Here is a 19123-nt window from a genome sequence, read left to right on the forward strand (position 1 = left end):
TGAGTTTCTCTCCCCACGACGCGGGCCCGTGCCCAGAATCCCTGCCCCGGCCCACGGCCCTGCGTGTGTTCGACGAGCGCGCTACTTGGTGAGGATGCGGCGCAGCTCGGCCGCGGTGTTCTCGAGCAGCGTGGTCGCTTCGGCCCGCTGCTCCTTGGTGGCGACGTCGCGGTAGGCGGCCAGGGCCTGCATCACGCGGATGCCGCGCTTGGCCAGCTTGACCTCGCTCTTCTTCGGGGGGCGGGGTGCGAACAGGCCGAACCCGCCTCGGGGGCCGAAGCCCGCCTTGCCGGGGCGGAAACCGGGGCCGGCGAAGCCGTGGCCGAAGCCGGGGCCGCCGAAGCCGCGACCCCCGCGGAAGCCGGGGTGGTGGTCGGCGCCGGGGCCGTAGGAGGGGTGCGGGCCGAACTCGGCGCGGTCGGACTGGTCGGGGGTGGTGTGTGTGGTGTTCATGGGGTGTGGTCCTTACGGTGAAGAGGTGAACCACGACCGACGATCCGCCGGATGGTTCATCGTCGAGATGTTCGGCGATAGCTCAAAGATATATCGCCGAATAACGTTTAGCAAGCACCGATGCGTGATTTCGCTGACGGCGGACGCCGAGACCACGGGGCGGCCCGCGTAGCGGCTGCGGGTCGGGGCGGCGGGCCCGGGGTGCGAAGCGCTGCCCGGCCGCTCGCGTCTACCGCGCGTGCCGGTCGACGAACGCGACGGTGTCGGCGAAGGCGGTCCGAGCTCCCTCGGTGGAGAGGTCGAAGACGTAGTCGTGCGGCAGGTCGCTGCCGGTGCCGGTCCAGTACCGGCTCGTCACGTCGACTCCCCGAGCCCGCAGCACGGCATCGAGCTCGTAGGTCTGCGGCTCGAGCGGGTCGGCGTCGCCCGAGGTGAGGTAGGTGGGAGGGTAGTCGGCGGTGGCGGTGCGGGTGGTCGACAGCTGGTCGAGCCGCGGGTCGGAGGCCCAGTCCTTCCGGCCGAGATAGCTCCAGGCGAAGGTGTCGAAGGCGGGGAACCCGGTGCGGCCCACGGTGTCGAAGTCGTAGGGCCCGGAGTACAGGATGACGCCGCGGAGATCATCCGCCGGTGTCGTGACGGCGACACCCATCTGCTCCCGCAGCGCCGGGTTCGTGACGAGAGCTCCCACTTGGGCGGCGAGCTGGGCCCCCGCGGAGTTGCCGGCGACGAACAACCGAGTCGGGTCGCCGCCGTAGCGCGAGCTCGAGGCGCTGAGGTAGTCGAGCGCGGCGACCGACTGCAGCACCGGCACCGGATACTCGTGCTCGGGCGCCACCGAGTAGTCGAGGTTCGCCACGACGTAGCCCGCCGAGGCGAGGAGCTTCGCGTAGTCCGCGATCTGTGAGGCCGTGCCGAGGATCCAGCCGCCGCCGTGGATGAGCAGCACCACCGGCTTGCCAGGGCCACCCGCGTCGTCGCTGGCCCCGTAGACGGTGAGCCGCGCATCCGGCAACCCGTCGACCGGCACCGAGACCTGCTCGGGTTCGGGCACCGCCGCCATCTGCGGGGCTAACGGCCCCTCCGTGACGGTGTCGTCGTTCATCTCGACGATCGCACGCAGCCCGAGGGCGAGAGGCCAGGGCGTGATCGCGTTCACGATGAAGGGCGCGGCCAGCACGAGCACCACGACCGCGGCCACGATGAGCTTCGCCCGGCGGCTCAGGTGCCGGCGGCGTTCGGGAGGGCTGGTCAACGGTGGTCCTCGTGCTTCCTGCGTGGCGGAGCGCTGGCGACGTCGTGCGGCCAATTCTGCCCTGCGCGCGACCGACGCCGCGACCGACATCGGCATCCGGGCCGGAACAGCGACGGCGTCGAGTTCCGGGGGGTGGCGGTCGCGAGTCTGGTTGACGTGTCAATCGTCATGTGCGATGGTTGATACATCAACCACAATCCCGACGGAGGATGACGACATGAAGGCCATGCAGTTCAGCGAAGTAGGCGGCCCCGAGGTTCTGCAGCTGGTGGAGCTCCCCGACCCCGTGCCGGTTGAGGGCCAGGTGCTCGTGCGGGTGGCGTCGGCCGCGGTCAACTTCTCCGACGTCACCCGGCGCCGCGGAGGCGCTTTTCCCCAGCCGACTCCGCTGCCGTTCATCCCGGGGGGCGAGGTGGCCGGTGAGGTCGTCGCTCTCGGCGCCGGCGTCACCGAGCCGGCCGTCGGCACCCGGGTGTTCGGCATGACCGGGTCGGGCTACGCCGAGCTCGTGCTGATGGACGCCCAGAGCGCTGTTCCCGTGCCCGATTCCTTGAGCTCGGATGCGGCGGCCGGCCTCACCCTGGTCGGCCTCACCGCGTCACTCATGATCGAGTCGGCCGGCTCGGTGCAGGCGGGTGAGACCGTCTTCGTGCCCGCCGCGAGCGGCGGACTGGCCAACTACGCCATCCAGGTGGCGAAGCTGAACGGCGCCACCGTGATCGGCGGCGCGAGCACGCCGGCCAAGCGCGGGATCGCGCTCGGCTACGGTGCCGACAACGTGGTCGACTACACCCGGGCCGGCTGGGTCGACGAGGTGCTCGAGCTCACCGGCGGCAGTGGGGTCGACGTCGCGCTCGAGATGATCAGCCCGGCCCACGTCACCGAGACCCTGAAGATCCTCGCCCCGTTCGGACGGCTCGTGGTCTACGGCGCCGCCGCCGGCGACGACAGCCACCTCGACGGGCGCGCACTCGAGGCGCTCGTGTACGACCCGGCGCCCGGGCAGACGCTCGTCGGCTTCAACGTGGGCGCGTACTTCCAGTACCGGATGCCGGTGGCCATCGCGGCGCTTCAGCAGCTGATCGGGCGCGCCGCCGCCGGTGAGCTCACCCCGCCCGCGGTCGAGGCGCACCCGCTGGCCGACGCGGCCGAGGCGCACCGGCGCCTGGAGTCGGGCCAGTCGGTCGGCAAGCTCATCCTCCACCCGTAGTCGTCCTCAACCCGCCCCCCGAACGCCTGAAAGGCATCTCATGACAGACCAGAAGATCATCGCCGTAGCCGGAGCCACCGGATCGCAGGGCGGAGGAGTCGTTCGCGCGCTTCTCGGCGACCCGGCGAAGCGCTTCGCCATCCGCGCCCTCACCCGCGACCCCTCCTCACCATCGGCCACCGCGCTCGCCGACCTCGGCGCCGAGGTGGTGCGAGCCGATTTCGACGACGAGGGGTCGGTGCTCGCCGGTCTGGACGGTGCCTACGGCGCCTTCTTCGTCACCAACTTCTGGGCTCACGCCTCGGCCGAGCGGGAGCTCGCCGAGATCGGGGTGCTCGCGCGGTCGGCCAAGGCCGCCGGGCTGAAGCACGTGGTGTGGTCGACGCTGGAAGACACCCGCGACCTGCTGCCGATCGACGACGCACGCATGCCGGTGTTGCAGGAGCGCTACAACGTGCCCCACTTCGATGCCAAGGGTGAGGGCAACGCCCTGTTCGTGGCCGCCGGGGTGCCCACCACGTTCCTCAACACGACGTTCTTCTACCAGGGCTTCGTGCAGAGCATGGCTCCCAAACGGGGCGAGGACGGCGTGCTCGAGCTCACGCTGCCCTTCGAGGACGGCAAGCTGCTCTCGGGCGTCGACGTCGCCGACATCGGCCGCACGGCGGCGGCCATCCTGGCGGCGGGCGAGGAGTACATCGGTCAGACGGTGGGGCTCGCCGGCGACCACCTCACCGGGGCCCAGTACGCCGACGTGATCGGCGACGTGATCGGCGAGCCGGTGCGCTTCGTGTCGGTGCCCTATGACGTGTTCCGCACCTTCGGGGTTCCCGGCGGCGACGAGGTGGCCAACATGTTCCAGTACTACGGCGACTTCGACGCCGAGTTCACGGGCGCCCGCGACCTGGAGGGCCTGCGGTGGCTGAACCCGCAGCTGAAGAGCTTCCGCATGTGGGCCGAGGAGAACGCCGAGGCCTTCCGCGCCGCGATCTGATCGCGGTCAGCGGTCAGCGGTGAACGTTCGGTGGTCGACGCCGGCGCTCAGCAGGCGTCGGCCCCGTCGCCGTCGGTGTGCCCGAGGTGCGCCTGCAGGGTGAGCATCGCATCCTCCACCGCTGCGAGCTGACCGGGGCTGAGGGCGGCCACGAAGGCGCTGTAGATGATGTGCATGTGCGAGGGGGAGGCGCGCCGGAACAGGCGCGCCCCCTCGGCCGTGAGCGTCACCACCGCGCCCCGGCTGTCGCCCTCGGCCGTCTCCCGCGTCACCAGCCCGCGACGCTCCATGCGCCCGATGTGGTGCGAAAGGCGGCTGCGCTCCCAGCTGATGTGGTCGGCGAGCTGGGACGACCGCATGCAGCGCTGGGGATGCTCGAACAGCGCCAGCATCACGGCGTAGTCGCCGGTCGACAGCTCGGCCGCGGTGTGAAGCTGGGCGGTCACCACGCCCTTCAGCTGCTCCGAGGTCTCGATGAACACACGCCACGCGCGCAGCTCGTCGGCCGTCGGTGACCGTCGGCCACGGGGCTCATCCGCTTCGCTGCTCATGAAGGCTCCTCGCTTGATGTGTCAATCAATGATGGCACGGGCGCATCCGTCGGCGGGTCAGGGCGCGAGAAGGGGCACGAGATTCTCGGTCCACACGTCGTATCCGAGCTTCAGCACCAGCACCGCCACCACCACCAGGAACGCGACCCGGATGAAGCGGTTGCCGCGGGCGACCGCCATCCGTGATCCGAGGTAGCCGCCCGCCATGTTCGCGAATCCCATGGCCACGGCGAGCCCCCAGAGCAGCTGACCGTGCGGGATGAAGAACGCCAGCGCCCCCACGTTCGTGGCCACGTTCACGATCTTCGCCTTGGCGCTGGCCAGCACGAAGTCGTAGCCGAGGGCGGTGATCAGGGCGATGATCAGGAACGTTCCGGTGCCGGGGCCGATGAGCCCGTCGTAGAAGCCGATCACCAGCCCGAGCAGGGCGGCGATGACGTGGTGCGCGCGCCCGGCATGCCGGAGCCGGCTGTGGCTGCCGAGTGCGGGCCGGGCGATGGTGACGACCGCCACCACCACGAGCGCCACCACGATGATGGGCTTGAACACCGAGGCGGGCAGCAACGAGGCGAGCGTCGCGCCCGAGTAGCTGCCCACCAGCGCGACGCCGGCCATGGGCAGGGCGGTGCGCAGGTCGGGGTGGGCGCGACGGTACCAGGTGATGGCGCTCGTGGTGGTGCCGAACAGCGAGGCGAGCTTGTTCGTGGCCAAGGCCTGCACGGGCGTGATGCCCGGGATGAGCAGCAGGGCCGGCAGCTGCAGCAGGCCGCCGCCGCCCACCACCGCGTCGATCCAGCCCGCGGCGAAGGCGGCGAGCAGCACCAGGATAGCGACGGTGGCGGTGAGGTCGCCGAACAGAGCGCCCTCCATGTCAGCCGATCTCCGGTCTCGGCGGCCGTGCCGTTGGCCCTCTCACCGGTTCATGCCACCGCCGGCGCCGATCCGGAACACCTTCATGACGGGACCTCCCGGTAGCTGGACTGACCTTCTACGGTATCCCGGGCGGGGTCAGACGGCAGGCGCGCCCGCCGTCGCCGCTGCCACCACGTCGTCCGGCTCGCTGACGAGCTGCAGGCCGCTGGGGGTGTTGGCACTGAGCATGAGAGCTTCGACCCAGGCGCGGTTGATGGCCGGCGGCCGGCCGCCGTAGAACTTGAAGGCCAGCGAGGTGCTGGGGTGGATCCAGATGGTGCTGCGGCCGCTGCCGCTCTTCACGTCGTCTTTCCAGGAGAAGAAGAACGATTCGCTGCGGCGCAGCTTGGCGCCGATGACCAGGTGCAGATGCGCCAGGATCCGGTCTTCGAAATCGACCGTGAGCGAGGAATCGTAAGTGAGTTTGCCCACCGGGGGGCCTCCTGTCGCGGCCGGCCGAGTGGGCAGGCCTTGCTTCCAACCTCGCACGGGGATCAATTCTCAGCAAGCTCTCACAGACTATTCAGACGAAGTCCAGTCGGCAGCGAGCGGCGCGGGCGCACCTCAGGGGCCGCCCAGCCAGTGGTCGATCCGGTGATGGTCGGGCGAGAAGCCGTGCTCCACTCCCCAGAGCACGGCCTGCGTGCGGCTGCCGGCACCGATGCGGCGGTAGATGGCGCGGATGTACGACTTGATCGTGTTCGCACTCAGGTACGTCAGCGCCGCCACCTCGGCGTTGCTCTTGCCCTGCGTGATCAGGGCGAGGATCTCGGACTCCCGCTCGGTGAAGCCCTCCTGCCGCCCCGGCCAGTCGAGGCCCGGGGCCCCGGCGGCCCGCTTCGGCGGCGGGCTCTCCACCCGCTCGCCCGCGTGCACCGACTCCAGGGCCGCCACCAGCTCGCGGGCCGGCAACGTCTTCGAGAGGTAGCCGTCGACACCCTGCCGGCGGGCGTCGGCCATGAGGTCGGGGTGGAAGTTCCAGGTGTACATCACCACGCGCGTGGCCCGCGGGTTGTCGACGAGGGCCTTCAGCTGGTGATGGTCGGACTCCGGCTGCGCGAACGAGTCGTAGAGCACGATGTCGACCGCGTCGTCGAGGGAGGCATTGGCATCGATCTCGCAGATCAGGATGCGGTCGCGATAGCGGTCGAACAGATGGGCGAGCCCGGTGAGCACCACGTCGTAGTCGTCGACGAGCGCCACGCGGATGGGGCGGGGGGCAGAGGACTCGCTCATGATCTGACGCTACCCCCGTCGGCGGTCGGCAAGACCACCCCTAGGGGTGTCGCCGAACACCTCCCGGGGTGATTGGTTGAGACGAGTCGCCCGGTTGAGGGCGGTTCATGCGCTTCTCGAAGTGCTCGATCGAAGGAAGACCATCATGCTCGGACTCATCATCAGCCTCATCGTCATCGGCCTCATCGCGGGCGCGCTCGCCCGCCTCATCGTGCCCGGCCGTCAGAACATCTCGATCCCCATGACCATCCTGCTCGGCGTGATCGGCTCCTTCGTGGGCGGATTCCTCGGCTTCCTCATCTTCCAGCGCGACCCGATGGACGGCTTCTTCCAGCCCGCCGGCATCATCGGCTCGATCATCGGCGCGATCATCGTGCTGCTCATCTGGACCCGCGTGGCCGGCCGCAGCACCGCCCGCCGCTGATCCGGACTCCGGCGACATCCGTCGTCAGGCGAGCTGCCGGGCCAGGGCGACGGATTCGTGCTTGTGGCCCAGCAGTTCGTACCCCACCACCACCACGAACGGTGCCAGCGTGATGATCACGAGGCAGGTGCCCATCGACGCACCGGCCACGGCTGCCAGCACCGCGGCCACCAGGAGGGCCACGGTGCCGGCGATCAGCCCGAAATGGAACGGGTCGATCGACTGCAGGAGGTAGTCGTACAGCGCGAAGATCGTCAGGCACAGCACCAGCACCGGCACGGCCACCGTCAGCACCGCGCCCACCGTGCCGATCTCGGCTTCGCCCTCGAGCGCGTAGGCGGCCACGTGCAGTCCGGCGCCGGTGGCCGTGATGGCGGCGAAGAGCAGCAGGTGCCCGTACCCCCAGACCATTCCGCGGTTCCGGTGGCGGGCGAGGATGCGGCCGGCCGGGGTGATGAAGTACGACCACCACACCCCGAACGTCAACCCGATGCCCGACACCACGAGCAGCACCGCCTCGAGTGACCAGCCCTGCAACTCGATGACGGCCGAGACCGCGGTGACGGTACCGAAGACGCCCTCGCCCAGCGCGATGATGGTGAGCAGCCCGTAGCGCTCGGCGATGTGATGGGCGTGCCACGGGGTGCCGCCCTCCCGCACGCGCCGCTCGGCCAGCCACGGCCCCAGCAACTCCACGGCGAACAGCACCACGGCGATGATCGAGGTGGCCTCGAGCGTCGTGTGCGCGATGGCGAGCGTCACCCAGCCCACCTGCGCGGCGGTGATGTAGCCGGCGTAGGTGAGCGCGGTGCGGCGCCGGGCCGGGTCTTGCCTGGCCACGCGCATCCATTGCGCTACCATGGCGACCCGCATCACCACGTAGCCGGCCACCAGCACGCTGTTGTCGAGGTAGACGCCCTCGTCGATGGAGTGGAACAGCGGTGGGATGCCGAGGGTCAGCACCACGACGCCGATCATCTGCACCAGCGTGGTGAGCCGGTAGAACCAGTCGTCGGTGTCGTAGGCCGAGGCGAACCAGGAGAAGTTGATCCAGGCCCAGCCGGCCGAGAACATCACGAACCCGAAGGCGCTCAGCGCCGAGCCGATGTGCCCCTCGGCGAGGTAGTGGGCGAACTCGTTGCTGGCCTGCCCGAACGCCACCACGAAGGCGAGGTCGAAGAGCAGCTCGAGCGGGGTCGCGGCGCGATGCGGTTCGCCAGGGTCGCGCCCCGTCATGCGCTTGAGGTGGTGCGAGAGGGTTCGCGGTGTGCTCACGCCCCCATGCTGGCAGAAGTGGGCGTCGCGGTCAGCCCCCGGCGCCGACCCGTCACGCGGAGGTGGGCGGTCGCACGCCGAAGGCGGTGGCGAGCAGCTGCGCCGTGAGGGCCGGGTCGAGGGGGAGGGGCGCGCCGTCGAGGGTGCGCACCGGAGCCATCAGGCGGCCGCTGGAGAGCAGCCACACGCCGTCGGAGCCGACGAGGTCGGCGGGCGAGAGCACCGTCTCCTCGGTCGCGAACCCGAGCGACTCGAGGGCCTCGAACACGGCTGCCTGGGTGGTGCCTGCCAGGATGCCGAGATCGGTGCGCGGCGTGCGGAACACGTCGCCCTGCCGAACCAGCACGTTCGCCGTGGGGCCCTCGAGCACCACGTCGTCGGTCGAGACGAAGATCACGTCGTCGGCGCCGCGCCGGGCGGCCTCGCGCAGTGCCGCCTTGTTCAGGGCGTACGAGAGCGTCTTCGCGCCCTGCAGCAGCCACGGTGCGGTCTGCGCGATGTCGTGCCGGTAGCCGCGGTCGAGTGTCACCACCCGGATGCCGGTGCGGCGAGCCGCGCTGTGGTCGGCGCCCGGGAGCACCTGCACCCAGCCGGTCGGCCCCTCGACCCCTGTGGCCTCCTCGACACCGCGGCTGTGGAAGAGCTTCACGAGCAGCTCAGGTGCGGGCGGATGCGCCTCGACCGCGAGCCGGGCCGCGGCCTCGAAAGCGTCGACGTCGGGCGCGGGGAGGTCGAGCAGCCCGGCCGAGTGGGTCAGCCGCGCGAGGTGGCGGGGCAGCTCGATGAACCGGCCGTCGACCACGCCGATCGACTCGAAGATGCCGTCGCCCCTGGTGACGGCGAGGTCGGCGACGCTCACCGTCGCCTCCGCACGCGGCAGGGCCACCATGGGGCGGCCGACGCCGGGGCCGGGGAGGAACACGACGACCTCGTCGTTCCGGGGTGACGGGGTCTCGCTGGTGGCGGTGGTGCTGGTGCCGGTCAAGTCGCTGCTCCTCGAAGTGGCGGGCCGCATCCGTACGCCGCCCCCTCCAGTCTCTCCCACGCCAGCGGGTCAGGGGGTGCGGAGGGCCGCGAGCGACTCGGCGGCGAGGGCGTCGACGTCGGGGATGCCGTGGCGGGTGAGCGCCAGCGAGCGCCCGGCACGCAGCACGCCCCGCGCCGCGCGCTCGCGGAGCTCGGGCGGCAGCGTCTCGATGTCGCTCGCCTTCGCGAAGCCCACGATGCGCCGGATGGCCTTCGCCGCTGCGAAAACCGCCGCGTCGTCACGGATGCCGGCGAGCAGCTGCTCGAGCACGGCGTCGCCCCACACCCGCGGGTCGAGGCGTGAGGGCCAGAGCGCGCGGTACTCGCGGTCGAACGCCGCCCACAGTCGCCCCGGAAGCGAGAGCACGAGCTCGGCCCGATCGGGATCGCCGAGCGCCTCGGCCCGCGCCGCCGCCAAGACGAAGTTGCCCCAGAGGGCTCCGAGGTCGAACCCGGTGGGGCCGACGAAGCCGAACTCGCTGTCGAAGGCGCGCACCGACGCCGGGGCGTCGGCGGTCGCGGCGCGCACGAACACCGACCCCGTGTGCAGGTCGCCATGGATGAGCGACTGCGCCGTGGTCATGAACCGCCACTTCGCGAGGCCCAGCTCGCGCACGAGGGCCGGGTCGGCACGCAGCGCGGCGACATCCGGTTCGTTGCCGGGCAGCACGGAGTTGTGCTCGTGTTCGACGTACGGCTCGGTGAACACGAGGTCTTCGGTGATCTGCGCGAGCTCGGGGTTCACCGCGCGGGCCACCAGCCGTTTGTGCTCGAGCGGGTCGAGGCCGAGGGGTGAGGTGGCGAACGCGGTGCGGGCGATGAAGGCGCCGAGCTCGTCGGCCGCGTACTCGTGCACGCGGCCCTCGTTGAGCTCGGCGCGCCAGACCCGGTGGTCGGAGAGGTTCTCGATGGCCAGCACGTAGTGCTCGGGGTCGAAGTCGTAGAGCGCCGGAACATGGGCGGCGTCGGCCTTCACGTGGTGTTCGAGCACCACGGCCTCGCGCGCCGAGCGCTCCCTGGTCATGGGCCACGACGGGTCGGTGCGCACGTGCGGCAACGACTGCTTCAGAACGACGGATGCGCCGCCGGTGTCTTCGACGATGAACACGAGGTTGAGGTTACCGTCGCCCACCTCGCGCACCGACGAGATGCGGTCGGCGTCGATCACGGCCGCGAGGGCGGGACGGCTCGCGAGGTAGGCGGCGACGGAGCCGGGGTGGAGTTGGGAGAAGTCGGTCATCGAGAACCTCCGGGAGACGGGCGAGGCGCGTGGAGCGAGTCGGTGCGGGCTACGACGAGGTGGTCGACCCCGCCGTCACCACCGTGCGCCGGCGTGAGAACGTGAAGCTGAACAGCAGCGCCACCAGCAGCACGATGCCCTTGCCGAAGTCCTGAGCGTAGTAGGGCAGCCCGAGCATGGTGAAGCCGGTCACCATCACGGCGATCAGCACGGCACCGAGCGCGGTGCCCCAGGCGTTCGGCCGGCCGACGCCCAGCACGCTCACGCCCACCAGCGCCACGGCCACGGCGTCCAGAAGCAGCGAGTTGCCCGCGGTGACGTCGCCCTGGCCGATGCGCGCGGCGAGCAGCAGCCCGGCCACCGAGGCCAGAAGCCCGCAGCCCATGTAGGCGGCGGTGCGGTACCACTGCACCCGGATGCCCGAGAGCCGCGCCGCCTCGGCGTTCGTTCCCACGGCGAACAGCGCCCGGCCCCAGCGCGTGCGCTCGAGCAGGAACCACAGCAGCGCGGTGATGACCACGAAGATGATCACCGGGATGGGCACCGGCCCGATCGACCCGCGGTCGAGCCACAGGAAGTCGGCCGTGAACTTGCCGGGCGCCGTGGTGCCGTTGGACAGCGTCATCTGCGACGAGATCGACTTGCCGTCGACGATGATGAGCTTGAGGCCCACGATCACGAACATCGTGGTGAGTGTGGCCAGCAGATCCGGGATGCGCGCCACCACGATCAGGAACGCGTTCAGCGCCCCGATCAGCAGCCCGCACACCAGCACCACCGACACGGCGACGCCGCCCACCTGGTTGGCGATCACCATCGTCCAGGCGGCGATCGACACGGCGAAGCCGGCCGACGCACCCACGGAGAGGTCGATGCCGCCGACGGTCATGGCGAGCATCACGCCGAGCCCCGCGATGGCGGTGGGCGCGATGAACTTCAGCATGCCGAACACGTTGTCGACGGTGCGGAAGTTGGGCTCCGTGATCACGAAGAACAGGATGAGCAGGGCGGTCACCGCCACGAAGCCCCACTTGACGACCACGGCCGAGACGCGTTCGGCGGGGGAGGTGGTTCTAGTCAATCGAGTACCTCTCAGTTCGGGTCTGGCCGAGGAAGGCGCCGATCACACTCGAGCGGTCGACCTCGTCGGCGTAGCGGTCGAGCTCGATGCGCCCGGCCACCAGCACCACGATGCGGTCGGCCACCTCGAGGATCTCGTCGACGTCGCTGGAGAACACCACGGCGGCGGCACCGTCGGCCGCCAGCGCGGCGAGCCGCGCGCCGATCTCGCGCCGGGCGGCGATGTCGACGCCGCGGAACGGCTCGTCCAGCAGCGCCAGCTTCGGCGCCGCCGAGAGCCACCGGCCCACCACGACCTTCTGCTGGTTGCCGCCGGAGAGGTCGTCGATCAGGGCATCCGGCCCCGACGTGACCACGGAGAGCGTGTCGATCACCGTGCGAGCGCGCTCGCGTTCGGACCGGCGCCGCAGCAGCCCGCCCGTGCTCGAGGCCGCCAGGAAGGGGAGCGTGATGTTCTGCAGCACCGACCAGCCGGGCAGGATGCCCTGCTTCTGCCGGTCTTCCGGTACCAGCACCACGCCGGCCCGGATGGCGTCACCCGGCCGCCGGGGGGCGTACGGGGCGCCGTCGAGCGTGAGCGACCCGGCCAGCGGCGTCGCCAGCCCGCCGAGCAGCTCGGCGATCTCGGTCTTGCCGGCGCCGATCAGCCCCAGCACGCCGAGCACCTCGCCGCGGCGGATCTCGAGGTCGATGGCGGGGGCCTCCGGCAGCACGACGACCTGCTCGAGGCGGGCCACCGCATCCGTGCCCCGTGCCGCGTCGCCGCGTTCATGGTCGAGCGAGGTCTGGCGGCCGAGCATGTCGTGCAGGATGTCGTGCCAGGCGAAGGGCCGCTCGGAGACCGACTGCACGATGCCGTCGCGCAGCACCACTACGCGGTCGGCGAGAGCCTCGATCTCGCCGAAGCGGTGCGACACGTACACGATCGACAGGCCCTGCGCCCGCAGGGTGCGCAGCACCCCGAACAGCCGCTCGGCCTCGGCCGCCGTGAGGGCCGAGGTGGGCTCGTCGAGGATGAGCAGCCGGGGTGTGCTGCGGAGCGCGCGTGCCAGCACCAGCAACTGCGCGTCGGAGATGGCGAGGCGCTCCGCATCGGTCTCGAGCAGCGCGTCGGACCAGTCGAGGCCGAGCGTGGCCAGTGCCGCTCGCGCGTCGGGCAGAGCCCGCCGCTTCACCCGCAGGGGGCTCCGCGAGGCCTGCGCCAGGTCGTCGAGGGTGAGGTTCTCGGCCACGGTGAGGCCCGGCACGATGCCGTCGGCCACCTTCTGGTGCACCGTCGAGATGCCGAGCTGTCTGGCCTGGGTGGGGGAGGAGAGGTGAACCGTCTCACCGCCGATGGCGATGCGGCCCCCGTACCGCGAGTTCGCGCCCGAGAGCGCCTTGATGAGGGTGGACTTGCCGGCGCCGTTGGCACCGAGGAGCGCCGTGATCTCACCGGCCCGGAAGTCGAGGTCGACCCCCTGCAGCACCACGTTCGAGCCGTAGGCGACCGAGACGCCCGTGAGGGACACGACCGTGACGTCGTGCCCCTCGACGGGTGCCGGAACGGAGGGCGTCATTCGGAGACCGCGGGGAGCCAATCCGCCACCACGACGTCGTCGAGCGCGAGCGACGGCTCGGCCGCGCGCAGCTCCTTCACGTTCGTGACGGAGTTGTCGGCCAGGAACTGCTGGGTGACGGTGATGGCCGGGAACTGCACGTCGGTCTCGTCGAGCTGGCCGGCGAGGCTGAGGGCCAGGGCGCGCACGACTCCGGCGCCCACGGCGGCGGGGTCGGTGGCCGAGGTGGCCACCCAGGGGCTGCCGTCGGCGGTGATGACCTCGAGGTCGGCGTTGGAGATGTCGATGCCGTAGACCTTGACCTTCGACTGCAGGTTGTTCTGGATGACGGCCTGCACGGCGCCCTTCGTGATCTCGTCGTACGGGGCGAAGATCGCCTGCACGTCGGGGTTCTGCTTGAGCGCGGCGTCGACGAGCGGGATGTTGTCGGTGGCGGTGGACTCGGTGACCTTGCCGGTGGAGAACACCACGTCGAGGTCGTTGTCGGCGACCACCTTGTCCCACACCGCGGCGCGGCGGTCGAGCGGTGCGAAGCCGGTGGCCGAGACGTAGCCCACCTTGGCGCCCTGGCCCACGTCGGCGACGAGCTGCTTCAACACTCCCTCGGCCATCGAGGCGTCGGACTGGCTGGTGGTGATGACGCCCGTGGTGTCGGTGAGCGCGAGGTCGTAGACGATCACGGGGATGCCCGCCGCCACAGCCTCGGTGACGAGGGGCTGGATGGTGTCGGTCTGGCCGTGGTCGACGATGATGGCGTCGGGCTTGGAGGCGATGGCCTGCTCGAGGTCGCTGGCCTGCTTCGCGTTGTCGTTGCGCGCATCCGTCACCTGCAGATCGATGTTGGCGAAGGCCGCCTGGGCGGCGGCTCCCGCACCCCAGGCCTCGAAGAAGTCGCCGGCGCCGCTCTGGCGCACGAGGGCGACGGTGACCGGGTCGCCGTCGAACGGGGCGGGCAGCGCGGCCGACGCGGTGGGCGGGGCGGTCGCGGCCGTGTCGTCGGTGGACGACGAGCTCGACTGGGCGCAGGCGGAGAGGGCGAGCAGGCCGGCGGCGGCCAGGGCGGTCGCGGCGGCGACTCTGCGGGTGATTGCCATGAATGGATCCTTCGGGACGAGGAGGTCGGGACGACGAGGGCGGGACGACGAGGAACGGGAGCCGGCGGGCCGGCGGATGACGGGTGCAGGACGATTCAACTGCCCGCGCGAGTCGCAGACCGAATCGTGTTGCGCTCTGTTACCGTTCGGCGCCCGACCGCTTTCTGTGCAGGAGTGGACGATTACGATGAATCCATGACCCTGCTCACCGTGTGGAACGACTCCGACCCCACCACCCCCGCGCTGCAGACGCGCGACGCCGACACCATCCGCGACGTGCTCGCGGGGCTGAACGCCCGCTTCAGCCGCTGGGAGCTCAAGGAGCTCTCGGCCGAGCCCACCCAGGAAGAGGTGCTCGAGGCCTACCGCGACGAGATCGCCCAGGTGAACGCCGACCACGGCTACACCCTCGTCGATGTGGTGTCGATCACCCCCGCCGACACCGACGAGTACCGCGCCCAGGCTGCCGAGGCGCGCACGAAGTTCCTCGACGAGCACCAGCACGACGACGACGAGGACCGCTTCTTCGCCCGCGGCTCCGGCGTGTTCTACCTGCACGCGAACGGCAAGGTGCACGCCGTGTTCTGCGAGGCCGGCGACCTGCTCTCGGTGCCGAAGGACACGACGCACTGGTTCGACATGGGCACCACCCCCGACTACGTGTCGGTGCGCTTCTTCCACGACGACGACGGCTGGGTGGGCCACTTCACCGGCAGCGACGTGGCGGCGAAGTTCGCCACCTACGACGAGCTGGCGTCCGTCCCGGCCTGAGCCGCGCGCGACTCACGCGCTCAGCAGCGGTGAGAGTGCCGCCGCGCCCGCCGCGAGCTGATCGAGCAGCGCGCCGGGGCGCTCGACGCGCGTGCGCGGAGCCGAGAGGGTGAGCCCGGCCACGAGCTCCCCGCGGGCACCCCGGATGGGCACGGTGAGACAGCCGTGCCCGGTCGCGAAGCCCCCCACCTGCCAGGCGTGCCCGGTCGCACGCACGTCGCGGCGGATCTCGTCGAGCAGCCGCGGCGTCGACCGCGCCTGGGCCGACAGGGCGGCCGGCGGCGGTTCGCCCGTGTCGAGCAGCTCGGCCACCAGCAGGCGCCCCATCGCCGACACGTCGTACTCGCCGAGCAGCCGTCGTTCGTCGCTGAGCGGGAAATCGGGGTCGGTGTCGAGCAGGCGCATCCGGTCGCGGTGATACCCCACCAGGTGCACGCCGCCCCGGATGCCCGCCCGCAGGTCGTCGATCACCCTCGCGGTCGCGCGCGGCAGCATCACCACGGGGGTGTCGGCTGCCGGCCCCGGAACGGTCGGCGCCACCCGGTGCGCGAGCTCCACCACCTTCCGGCCGAGGGTGAACCCCTTCAGATCGGGCATCCGCACCAGGAACTCGTCCTGCACGAGCAGGGAGATCAGCCGGTACGTGGTGGCCCTGGGCAGCCCGAGATTGTCGGAGAGCTCCCGCGCCGTGACCCCGGGACCGCAGCGCGCCGCCTCCTCGAGCACGGCCAGAGCGCTGTGCACGGCCTTGGGCTGCCGGGCCCGCAGATCGGCCGGCCGGCTGAGCGGAGTGCGATCCTGCCCGCTCACCCCGGGGGATCCCCTCCGCCGGTGGTGCCGCGCCGGGTGCCGGCCGACGGGGCACCGCCGCCGAGCACGTCGGCGGCGATCGGCACGTCGTGCACGCCCACCGAGTCGAGGAGCCAGGGCCGGGTGCGGTGCCGGTGCGCGGCCTGCAGCACGCCGGCCACGAGCAGCCCGGCGAAGACCACGGCGCCGATCCAGCGGGGGCTCGCGAACTCGACCGAGAGGTACACGATCAGCCCCACCCCGAGCAGCACCGCCGATCCGACCGCGCGCACGGCGACCCCGGCGGTGAGCTCGCCGATGCGGCGGAGGAACACGGGGGCGGCGAGACAGACGAGCGTGTAGGCCGCGATGTAACCGGCGGCGGCGGTCACGATGAGGCACTCCATGGTCGCCCAGAGACCTGAGCCCAGGGCGACGGCGGCGATCGGCACGGCCGCCACCACCGGCACCGCCACCAGGGCGGCGACCCACGGCGTCCTGAACCGCCGGTGCGTGCTGCCGAACACGGACGGGATCACGCCCTCCCGGCCCATGGCGAACAGCACGCGCACGAGCGCGGTGGTGGAGGCGATGGCGCAGGCGAGGAACGAGGTGGCGATGCTGAGATCGAGCAGCAGTCCCATCCACTCCATGCCGTAGTGGGCGGTGAGGTCGTTCACGGGCGAATCGCTGCCGGCGAGATCGAGTCCGAGCGCCGAGAACCCCACGACCTGGCTGTAGCCCGCCACGAGGTAGAGGGTGCCCGACACGATCACCGTCCAGATGATCGCGCGCGGCACCGCGGCGAACGGCCGCCGCGCCTCGACCCCGAGCGCGGCCGAGCTCTCGAAACCCACGAACGCCGTGAGGGCGAGCGCGGAGCCCACAGCGAAGGTGGCCGGGGTCGCATCCCCCGGGCTGAGGGCGCTCCAGTCGACGCCCCGCCCGGTGGAGACCAGCAGTGCTGCCACGAGCCCCAGCACGATGGCCACCGAGACCGTCTCGATCAGCAGCGTCACGCGGGTGGAGAACCGGATGCCGCGGATGAGCACCACGAGCACGACGGCCGCCATCAGGGCGATGCAGGCGATGGCGAACACCGTGGTCGAGGCTCCCGGAACGACCCGCGCGGCCAGGATGGCCAGATAGTAGCCCGCTCCCGCGAGCGCGAACATGGTGATGAAGCCGTACCCGATCAGCATCGAGGTGCCGGCCGCCGATCCGGCCCGCCAGCCGAGCCCCTGCGACACGTAGGTGTAGAGCGACCCGGTCGAGGCGATCCGCCGGGTGAACTGGTTCACCGTGGCGGCCACCAGCAGCGAGATGAGCATGGCCGCGGCGAGCGCCCACACGGTCGCGCCGCCGGCCGCGCCCGCCACGAGCACGGGCATGGTGGTGGCAGCGGCCGAGGGGGCCACCGCCGACACGGACTGGGCGAGCACGTCGACGAAGCCGACGCTGCGGCGCTGCAGCCCGTCCACCGGGGAGCGCGATCCCACGCCCGGCACGGGTACCGGGTGGGCGATGGCGCGTTCGAGGGCGGTCACCCGGCCCAGGGTACGAGGTGCTCGTTGCGGGGGTGAGACGGGCGTGTTTCGGGGGCGTGATGGCTGAATGAGACGGCGGCCCGGGTGTCTCATTCCAGGTGCCGGGAAGTTTCACCGGCCGGTGACGGGCGTGCAACACGGGCAGGCGACAGTGGTGCCAACGCATCCGCCGTCAGTCGAGGAGCCCCGATGTCCGTCACGAAAGATCCCGCCGCCACCGGCACCCCGCACACCAGGACCTTGAAGGGGTCGCTCGGCGTCACCGCCATCGTGTTCATGGTGGTGGCCGCCGCCGCGCCCCTCACCGTGGTGGGAGGAGCCGCCCCTCTGGGCATCCTGCTCGGCAACGGGGTCGGCTTCCCGAGCCTGTACGCCGTGTCGGCGGTCATCCTGCTGCTGTTCGCGGTGGGTCTCGCCGCCATGACCCGGCACGTGCCCAAGCCGGGAGCCTTCTTCACCTTCGTCGGGTACGGCCTCGGCCGCCCGGCCGGGCTGGCGAGCGCCTTCCTCGCGCTGCTGACCTACACGGCCATCCAGGTCAGCGTGCACGGGTACATCGGCTACATCCTCCAGGTCACGGTGACCGGTGTCGGCGGCCCCGACATCCCCTGGTACCTGTACTCCCTGGCCGTGATCGCCATCGTCGGGTTCCTCGGCTACCGGCACATCGACCTGTCGAGCAAGGTGCTCGGCATCCTGCTCGTGGGCGAGGTCGGGATCGTGCTCGTGCTGGTGGTGGCCATCGTGCTCTCGGGCGGGGAGCAGGGGCTCTCGGCGGCACCGTTCCTGCCCGAGAACGTGTTCTCCGGGGCGCCGGGCGTCGGCCTGATGTTCGCCATCGCGGCGTTCATCGGCTTCGAGGCCACCGCCATCTTCCGCGACGAGGCGAAAGACCCGACCCGCACCATCCCGCGCGCCACCTACACCGCGGTGATCGGCATCGGCGTGTTCTACACCCTGGCCTCCTGGGGGCTGGTGATGGCGTGGGGCCCCGACAACGTGCTCGGGGTGGCGGCCGACGACCCCGGCGCCATGATCATCGTCACCACCGCGAAGTACCTCGGCGTGGTGGGTGAGGTGATCATCAACGTGCTGCTCATCACGAGCATGTTCGCCTGCGTGCTGTCGTTCCACAACGTGATCACCCGCTACCAGCACTCCATGTCGAACGCGTCGGTGCTGCCCGCCGTGCTCGGCCGGGTGCACCCGAGGCACCTCTCGCCGCACAGCTCCTCGATCGTGCAGACGGCCACCGCAGCCGTGCTGATCGTGCTGTTCGCGCTGCTCGGCCTCGACCCCGTGCTGCAGGTGTTCACCTGGTTCGCCGGCGTCGCCACCCTGGCCATCGCCATCCTGATGGCCGTCACCTCGCTCGCGGTGATCGTGTACTTCGCCCGCACCAAGCAGGACCGGCGGGTGTGGAACACGGTGGTCGCCCCGGCGCTCGGCTTCGTCGGTCTGGTGGGCTCCGCGGTGATCATCATCGCCTACTTCCCGATCATGGTCGGCGACGTCGACGGCGACGGGGTTCCGGTCTTCGGCGGGGTGAGCATCGCGCTCCTCGCCCTCGTGGTGGTCTTCCCGGCGATCGGGCTGGTGCAGGCGATGGTGCTCAAGCGCTCTCGGCCGACCGTCTACGCCACCATCACCGACGCCATCAGCGAGTCGAGCGCGGCCACGGTGCCGCACTCCGCCGACTGACCGGCCCCG

19 protein-coding genes are annotated in these 19123 nt (G+C 71.0%); 5 read left to right on the plus strand and 14 right to left on the minus strand.

The features are described from left to right. Positions 1 to 81 precede the first annotated feature (81 nt). Together ACEXOR_RS01800 and ACEXOR_RS01805 are read right to left on the minus strand one after the other, a co-directional pair. The gene (locus tag ACEXOR_RS01800; protein ID WP_374847684.1) at positions 82 to 453 is read right to left on the minus strand and encodes a hypothetical protein; all 372 of its coding nucleotides are present in this window, start codon (positions 451 to 453) and stop codon (positions 82 to 84) included. Between the two features lie 229 nt (positions 454 to 682). Next, the gene (locus ACEXOR_RS01805) at positions 683 to 1705 is read right to left on the minus strand and encodes an alpha/beta hydrolase (protein ID WP_374847685.1); all 1023 of its coding nucleotides are present in this window, start codon (positions 1703 to 1705) and stop codon (positions 683 to 685) included. Between the two features lie 217 nt (positions 1706 to 1922). On the opposite strand from ACEXOR_RS01805, the gene ACEXOR_RS01810 reads away from it, so the two are divergent. Continuing rightward, entirely contained in the window at positions 1923 to 2915 is a 993-nt protein-coding gene (locus ACEXOR_RS01810) for a quinone oxidoreductase family protein (RefSeq protein WP_374847686.1), read from the plus strand. 40 nt (positions 2916 to 2955) lie between these two features. After that, on the plus strand, positions 2956 to 3909 hold the full coding sequence (locus ACEXOR_RS01815) for an NmrA/HSCARG family protein (protein ID WP_374847687.1): 954 nt from the start codon (positions 2956 to 2958) through the stop codon (positions 3907 to 3909). A 47-nt stretch (positions 3910 to 3956) separates the two neighbouring features. Here the strand turns inward: ACEXOR_RS01815 and ACEXOR_RS01820 are convergent, their stop codons facing one another. The 4 genes from ACEXOR_RS01820 to ACEXOR_RS01835 form a co-directional block, all read right to left on the minus strand. After that, positions 3957 to 4460 (minus strand): MarR family winged helix-turn-helix transcriptional regulator, encoded by a 504-nt coding sequence (locus tag ACEXOR_RS01820; protein WP_374847688.1) that lies wholly within the window; start codon positions 4458 to 4460, stop codon positions 3957 to 3959. Positions 4461 to 4517: 57 nt separating this feature from the next. Then, complete coding sequence (locus ACEXOR_RS01825; RefSeq protein ID WP_374847689.1) at positions 4518 to 5330, minus strand: sulfite exporter TauE/SafE family protein; 813 nt, start codon at positions 5328 to 5330, stop codon at positions 4518 to 4520. 138 nt (positions 5331 to 5468) lie between these two features. Then, positions 5469 to 5804 (minus strand): DUF7882 family protein, encoded by a 336-nt coding sequence (locus ACEXOR_RS01830; protein WP_374847690.1) that lies wholly within the window; start codon positions 5802 to 5804, stop codon positions 5469 to 5471. A 132-nt stretch (positions 5805 to 5936) separates the two neighbouring features. After that, complete coding sequence (locus ACEXOR_RS01835; protein ID WP_374847691.1) at positions 5937 to 6608, minus strand: response regulator transcription factor; 672 nt, start codon at positions 6606 to 6608, stop codon at positions 5937 to 5939. A gap of 145 nt (positions 6609 to 6753) precedes the next feature. On the opposite strand from ACEXOR_RS01835, the gene ACEXOR_RS01840 reads away from it, so the two are divergent. Then, entirely contained in the window at positions 6754 to 7032 is a 279-nt protein-coding gene (locus tag ACEXOR_RS01840; protein WP_374847692.1) for a GlsB/YeaQ/YmgE family stress response membrane protein, read from the plus strand. 24 nt (positions 7033 to 7056) lie between these two features. On the opposite strand, the gene ACEXOR_RS01845 is transcribed toward ACEXOR_RS01840, so the two are convergent. The 6 genes from ACEXOR_RS01845 to ACEXOR_RS01870 form a co-directional block, all read right to left on the minus strand. Beyond that, on the minus strand, positions 7057 to 8307 hold the full coding sequence (locus ACEXOR_RS01845; protein WP_374847693.1) for a low temperature requirement protein A: 1251 nt from the start codon (positions 8305 to 8307) through the stop codon (positions 7057 to 7059). A gap of 52 nt (positions 8308 to 8359) precedes the next feature. Next, the gene (locus ACEXOR_RS01850) at positions 8360 to 9292 is read right to left on the minus strand and encodes an aminotransferase class IV (RefSeq protein WP_374847694.1); all 933 of its coding nucleotides are present in this window, start codon (positions 9290 to 9292) and stop codon (positions 8360 to 8362) included. A 69-nt stretch (positions 9293 to 9361) separates the two neighbouring features. After that, positions 9362 to 10573 carry an S-methyl-5-thioribose kinase gene (gene mtnK, locus ACEXOR_RS01855; RefSeq protein WP_374847695.1) on the minus strand — a complete coding sequence of 404 codons (1212 nt, stop codon included), beginning with the start codon at positions 10571 to 10573 and terminating at the stop codon, positions 9362 to 9364. A gap of 49 nt (positions 10574 to 10622) precedes the next feature. After that, the gene (locus ACEXOR_RS01860; protein WP_374847696.1) at positions 10623 to 11654 is read right to left on the minus strand and encodes an ABC transporter permease; all 1032 of its coding nucleotides are present in this window, start codon (positions 11652 to 11654) and stop codon (positions 10623 to 10625) included. Continuing rightward, complete coding sequence (locus ACEXOR_RS01865) at positions 11647 to 13212, minus strand: sugar ABC transporter ATP-binding protein (protein ID WP_374847697.1); 1566 nt, start codon at positions 13210 to 13212, stop codon at positions 11647 to 11649. The genes ACEXOR_RS01860 and ACEXOR_RS01865 overlap by 8 nt, the downstream gene beginning before the upstream one ends. Further along, complete coding sequence (locus tag ACEXOR_RS01870; RefSeq protein ID WP_374847698.1) at positions 13209 to 14306, minus strand: substrate-binding domain-containing protein; 1098 nt, start codon at positions 14304 to 14306, stop codon at positions 13209 to 13211. The genes ACEXOR_RS01865 and ACEXOR_RS01870 overlap by 4 nt, the downstream gene beginning before the upstream one ends. 195 nt (positions 14307 to 14501) lie before the next feature. On the opposite strand from ACEXOR_RS01870, the gene ACEXOR_RS01875 reads away from it, so the two are divergent. Further along, complete coding sequence (locus tag ACEXOR_RS01875) at positions 14502 to 15077, plus strand: 1,2-dihydroxy-3-keto-5-methylthiopentene dioxygenase (protein WP_374847699.1); 576 nt, start codon at positions 14502 to 14504, stop codon at positions 15075 to 15077. A gap of 12 nt (positions 15078 to 15089) precedes the next feature. Here the strand turns inward: ACEXOR_RS01875 and ACEXOR_RS01880 are convergent, their stop codons facing one another. Next, positions 15090 to 15887, minus strand: coding sequence for an IclR family transcriptional regulator (locus tag ACEXOR_RS01880; RefSeq protein ID WP_374847700.1), 798 nt, complete (start codon positions 15885 to 15887; stop codon positions 15090 to 15092). Beyond that, positions 15884 to 17413, minus strand: coding sequence for an APC family permease (locus ACEXOR_RS01885; protein ID WP_374847701.1), 1530 nt, complete (start codon positions 17411 to 17413; stop codon positions 15884 to 15886). Before ACEXOR_RS01885 ends, ACEXOR_RS01880 begins: the two co-directional genes overlap by 4 nt. A 189-nt stretch (positions 17414 to 17602) precedes the next feature. Between ACEXOR_RS01885 and ACEXOR_RS01890 the strand changes: the two genes are divergently transcribed. Continuing rightward, positions 17603 to 19114, plus strand: coding sequence for an APC family permease (locus ACEXOR_RS01890; RefSeq protein WP_374847702.1), 1512 nt, complete (start codon positions 17603 to 17605; stop codon positions 19112 to 19114). Positions 19115 to 19123: the final 9 nt, after the last annotated feature.

The organism is Herbiconiux liangxiaofengii (assembly GCF_041927335.1).
Lineage (GTDB): Bacteria > Actinomycetota > Actinomycetes > Actinomycetales > Microbacteriaceae > Herbiconiux > Herbiconiux liangxiaofengii.

Coding starts and splice junctions, on each gene's coding strand:
- ACEXOR_RS01800 (WP_374847684.1), bottom strand. CDS start 453: ATGAACACCACACACACCACCCCCGACCAGTCCGACCGCGCCGAGTTC.
- ACEXOR_RS01810 (WP_374847686.1), top strand. CDS start 1,923: ATGAAGGCCATGCAGTTCAGCGAAGTAGGCGGCCCCGAGGTTCTGCAG.
- ACEXOR_RS01815 (WP_374847687.1), top strand. CDS start 2,956: ATGACAGACCAGAAGATCATCGCCGTAGCCGGAGCCACCGGATCGCAG.
- ACEXOR_RS01820 (WP_374847688.1), bottom strand. CDS start 4,460: ATGAGCAGCGAAGCGGATGAGCCCCGTGGCCGACGGTCACCGACGGCC.
- ACEXOR_RS01825 (WP_374847689.1), bottom strand. CDS start 5,330: ATGGAGGGCGCTCTGTTCGGCGACCTCACCGCCACCGTCGCTATCCTG.
- ACEXOR_RS01835 (WP_374847691.1), bottom strand. CDS start 6,608: ATGAGCGAGTCCTCTGCCCCCCGCCCCATCCGCGTGGCGCTCGTCGAC.
- ACEXOR_RS01840 (WP_374847692.1), top strand. CDS start 6,754: ATGCTCGGACTCATCATCAGCCTCATCGTCATCGGCCTCATCGCGGGC.
- mtnK (WP_374847695.1), bottom strand. CDS start 10,573: ATGACCGACTTCTCCCAACTCCACCCCGGCTCCGTCGCCGCCTACCTC.
- ACEXOR_RS01865 (WP_374847697.1), bottom strand. CDS start 13,212: ATGACGCCCTCCGTTCCGGCACCCGTCGAGGGGCACGACGTCACGGTC.
- ACEXOR_RS01870 (WP_374847698.1), bottom strand. CDS start 14,306: ATGGCAATCACCCGCAGAGTCGCCGCCGCGACCGCCCTGGCCGCCGCC.
- ACEXOR_RS01875 (WP_374847699.1), top strand. CDS start 14,502: ATGACCCTGCTCACCGTGTGGAACGACTCCGACCCCACCACCCCCGCG.
- ACEXOR_RS01890 (WP_374847702.1), top strand. CDS start 17,603: ATGTCCGTCACGAAAGATCCCGCCGCCACCGGCACCCCGCACACCAGG.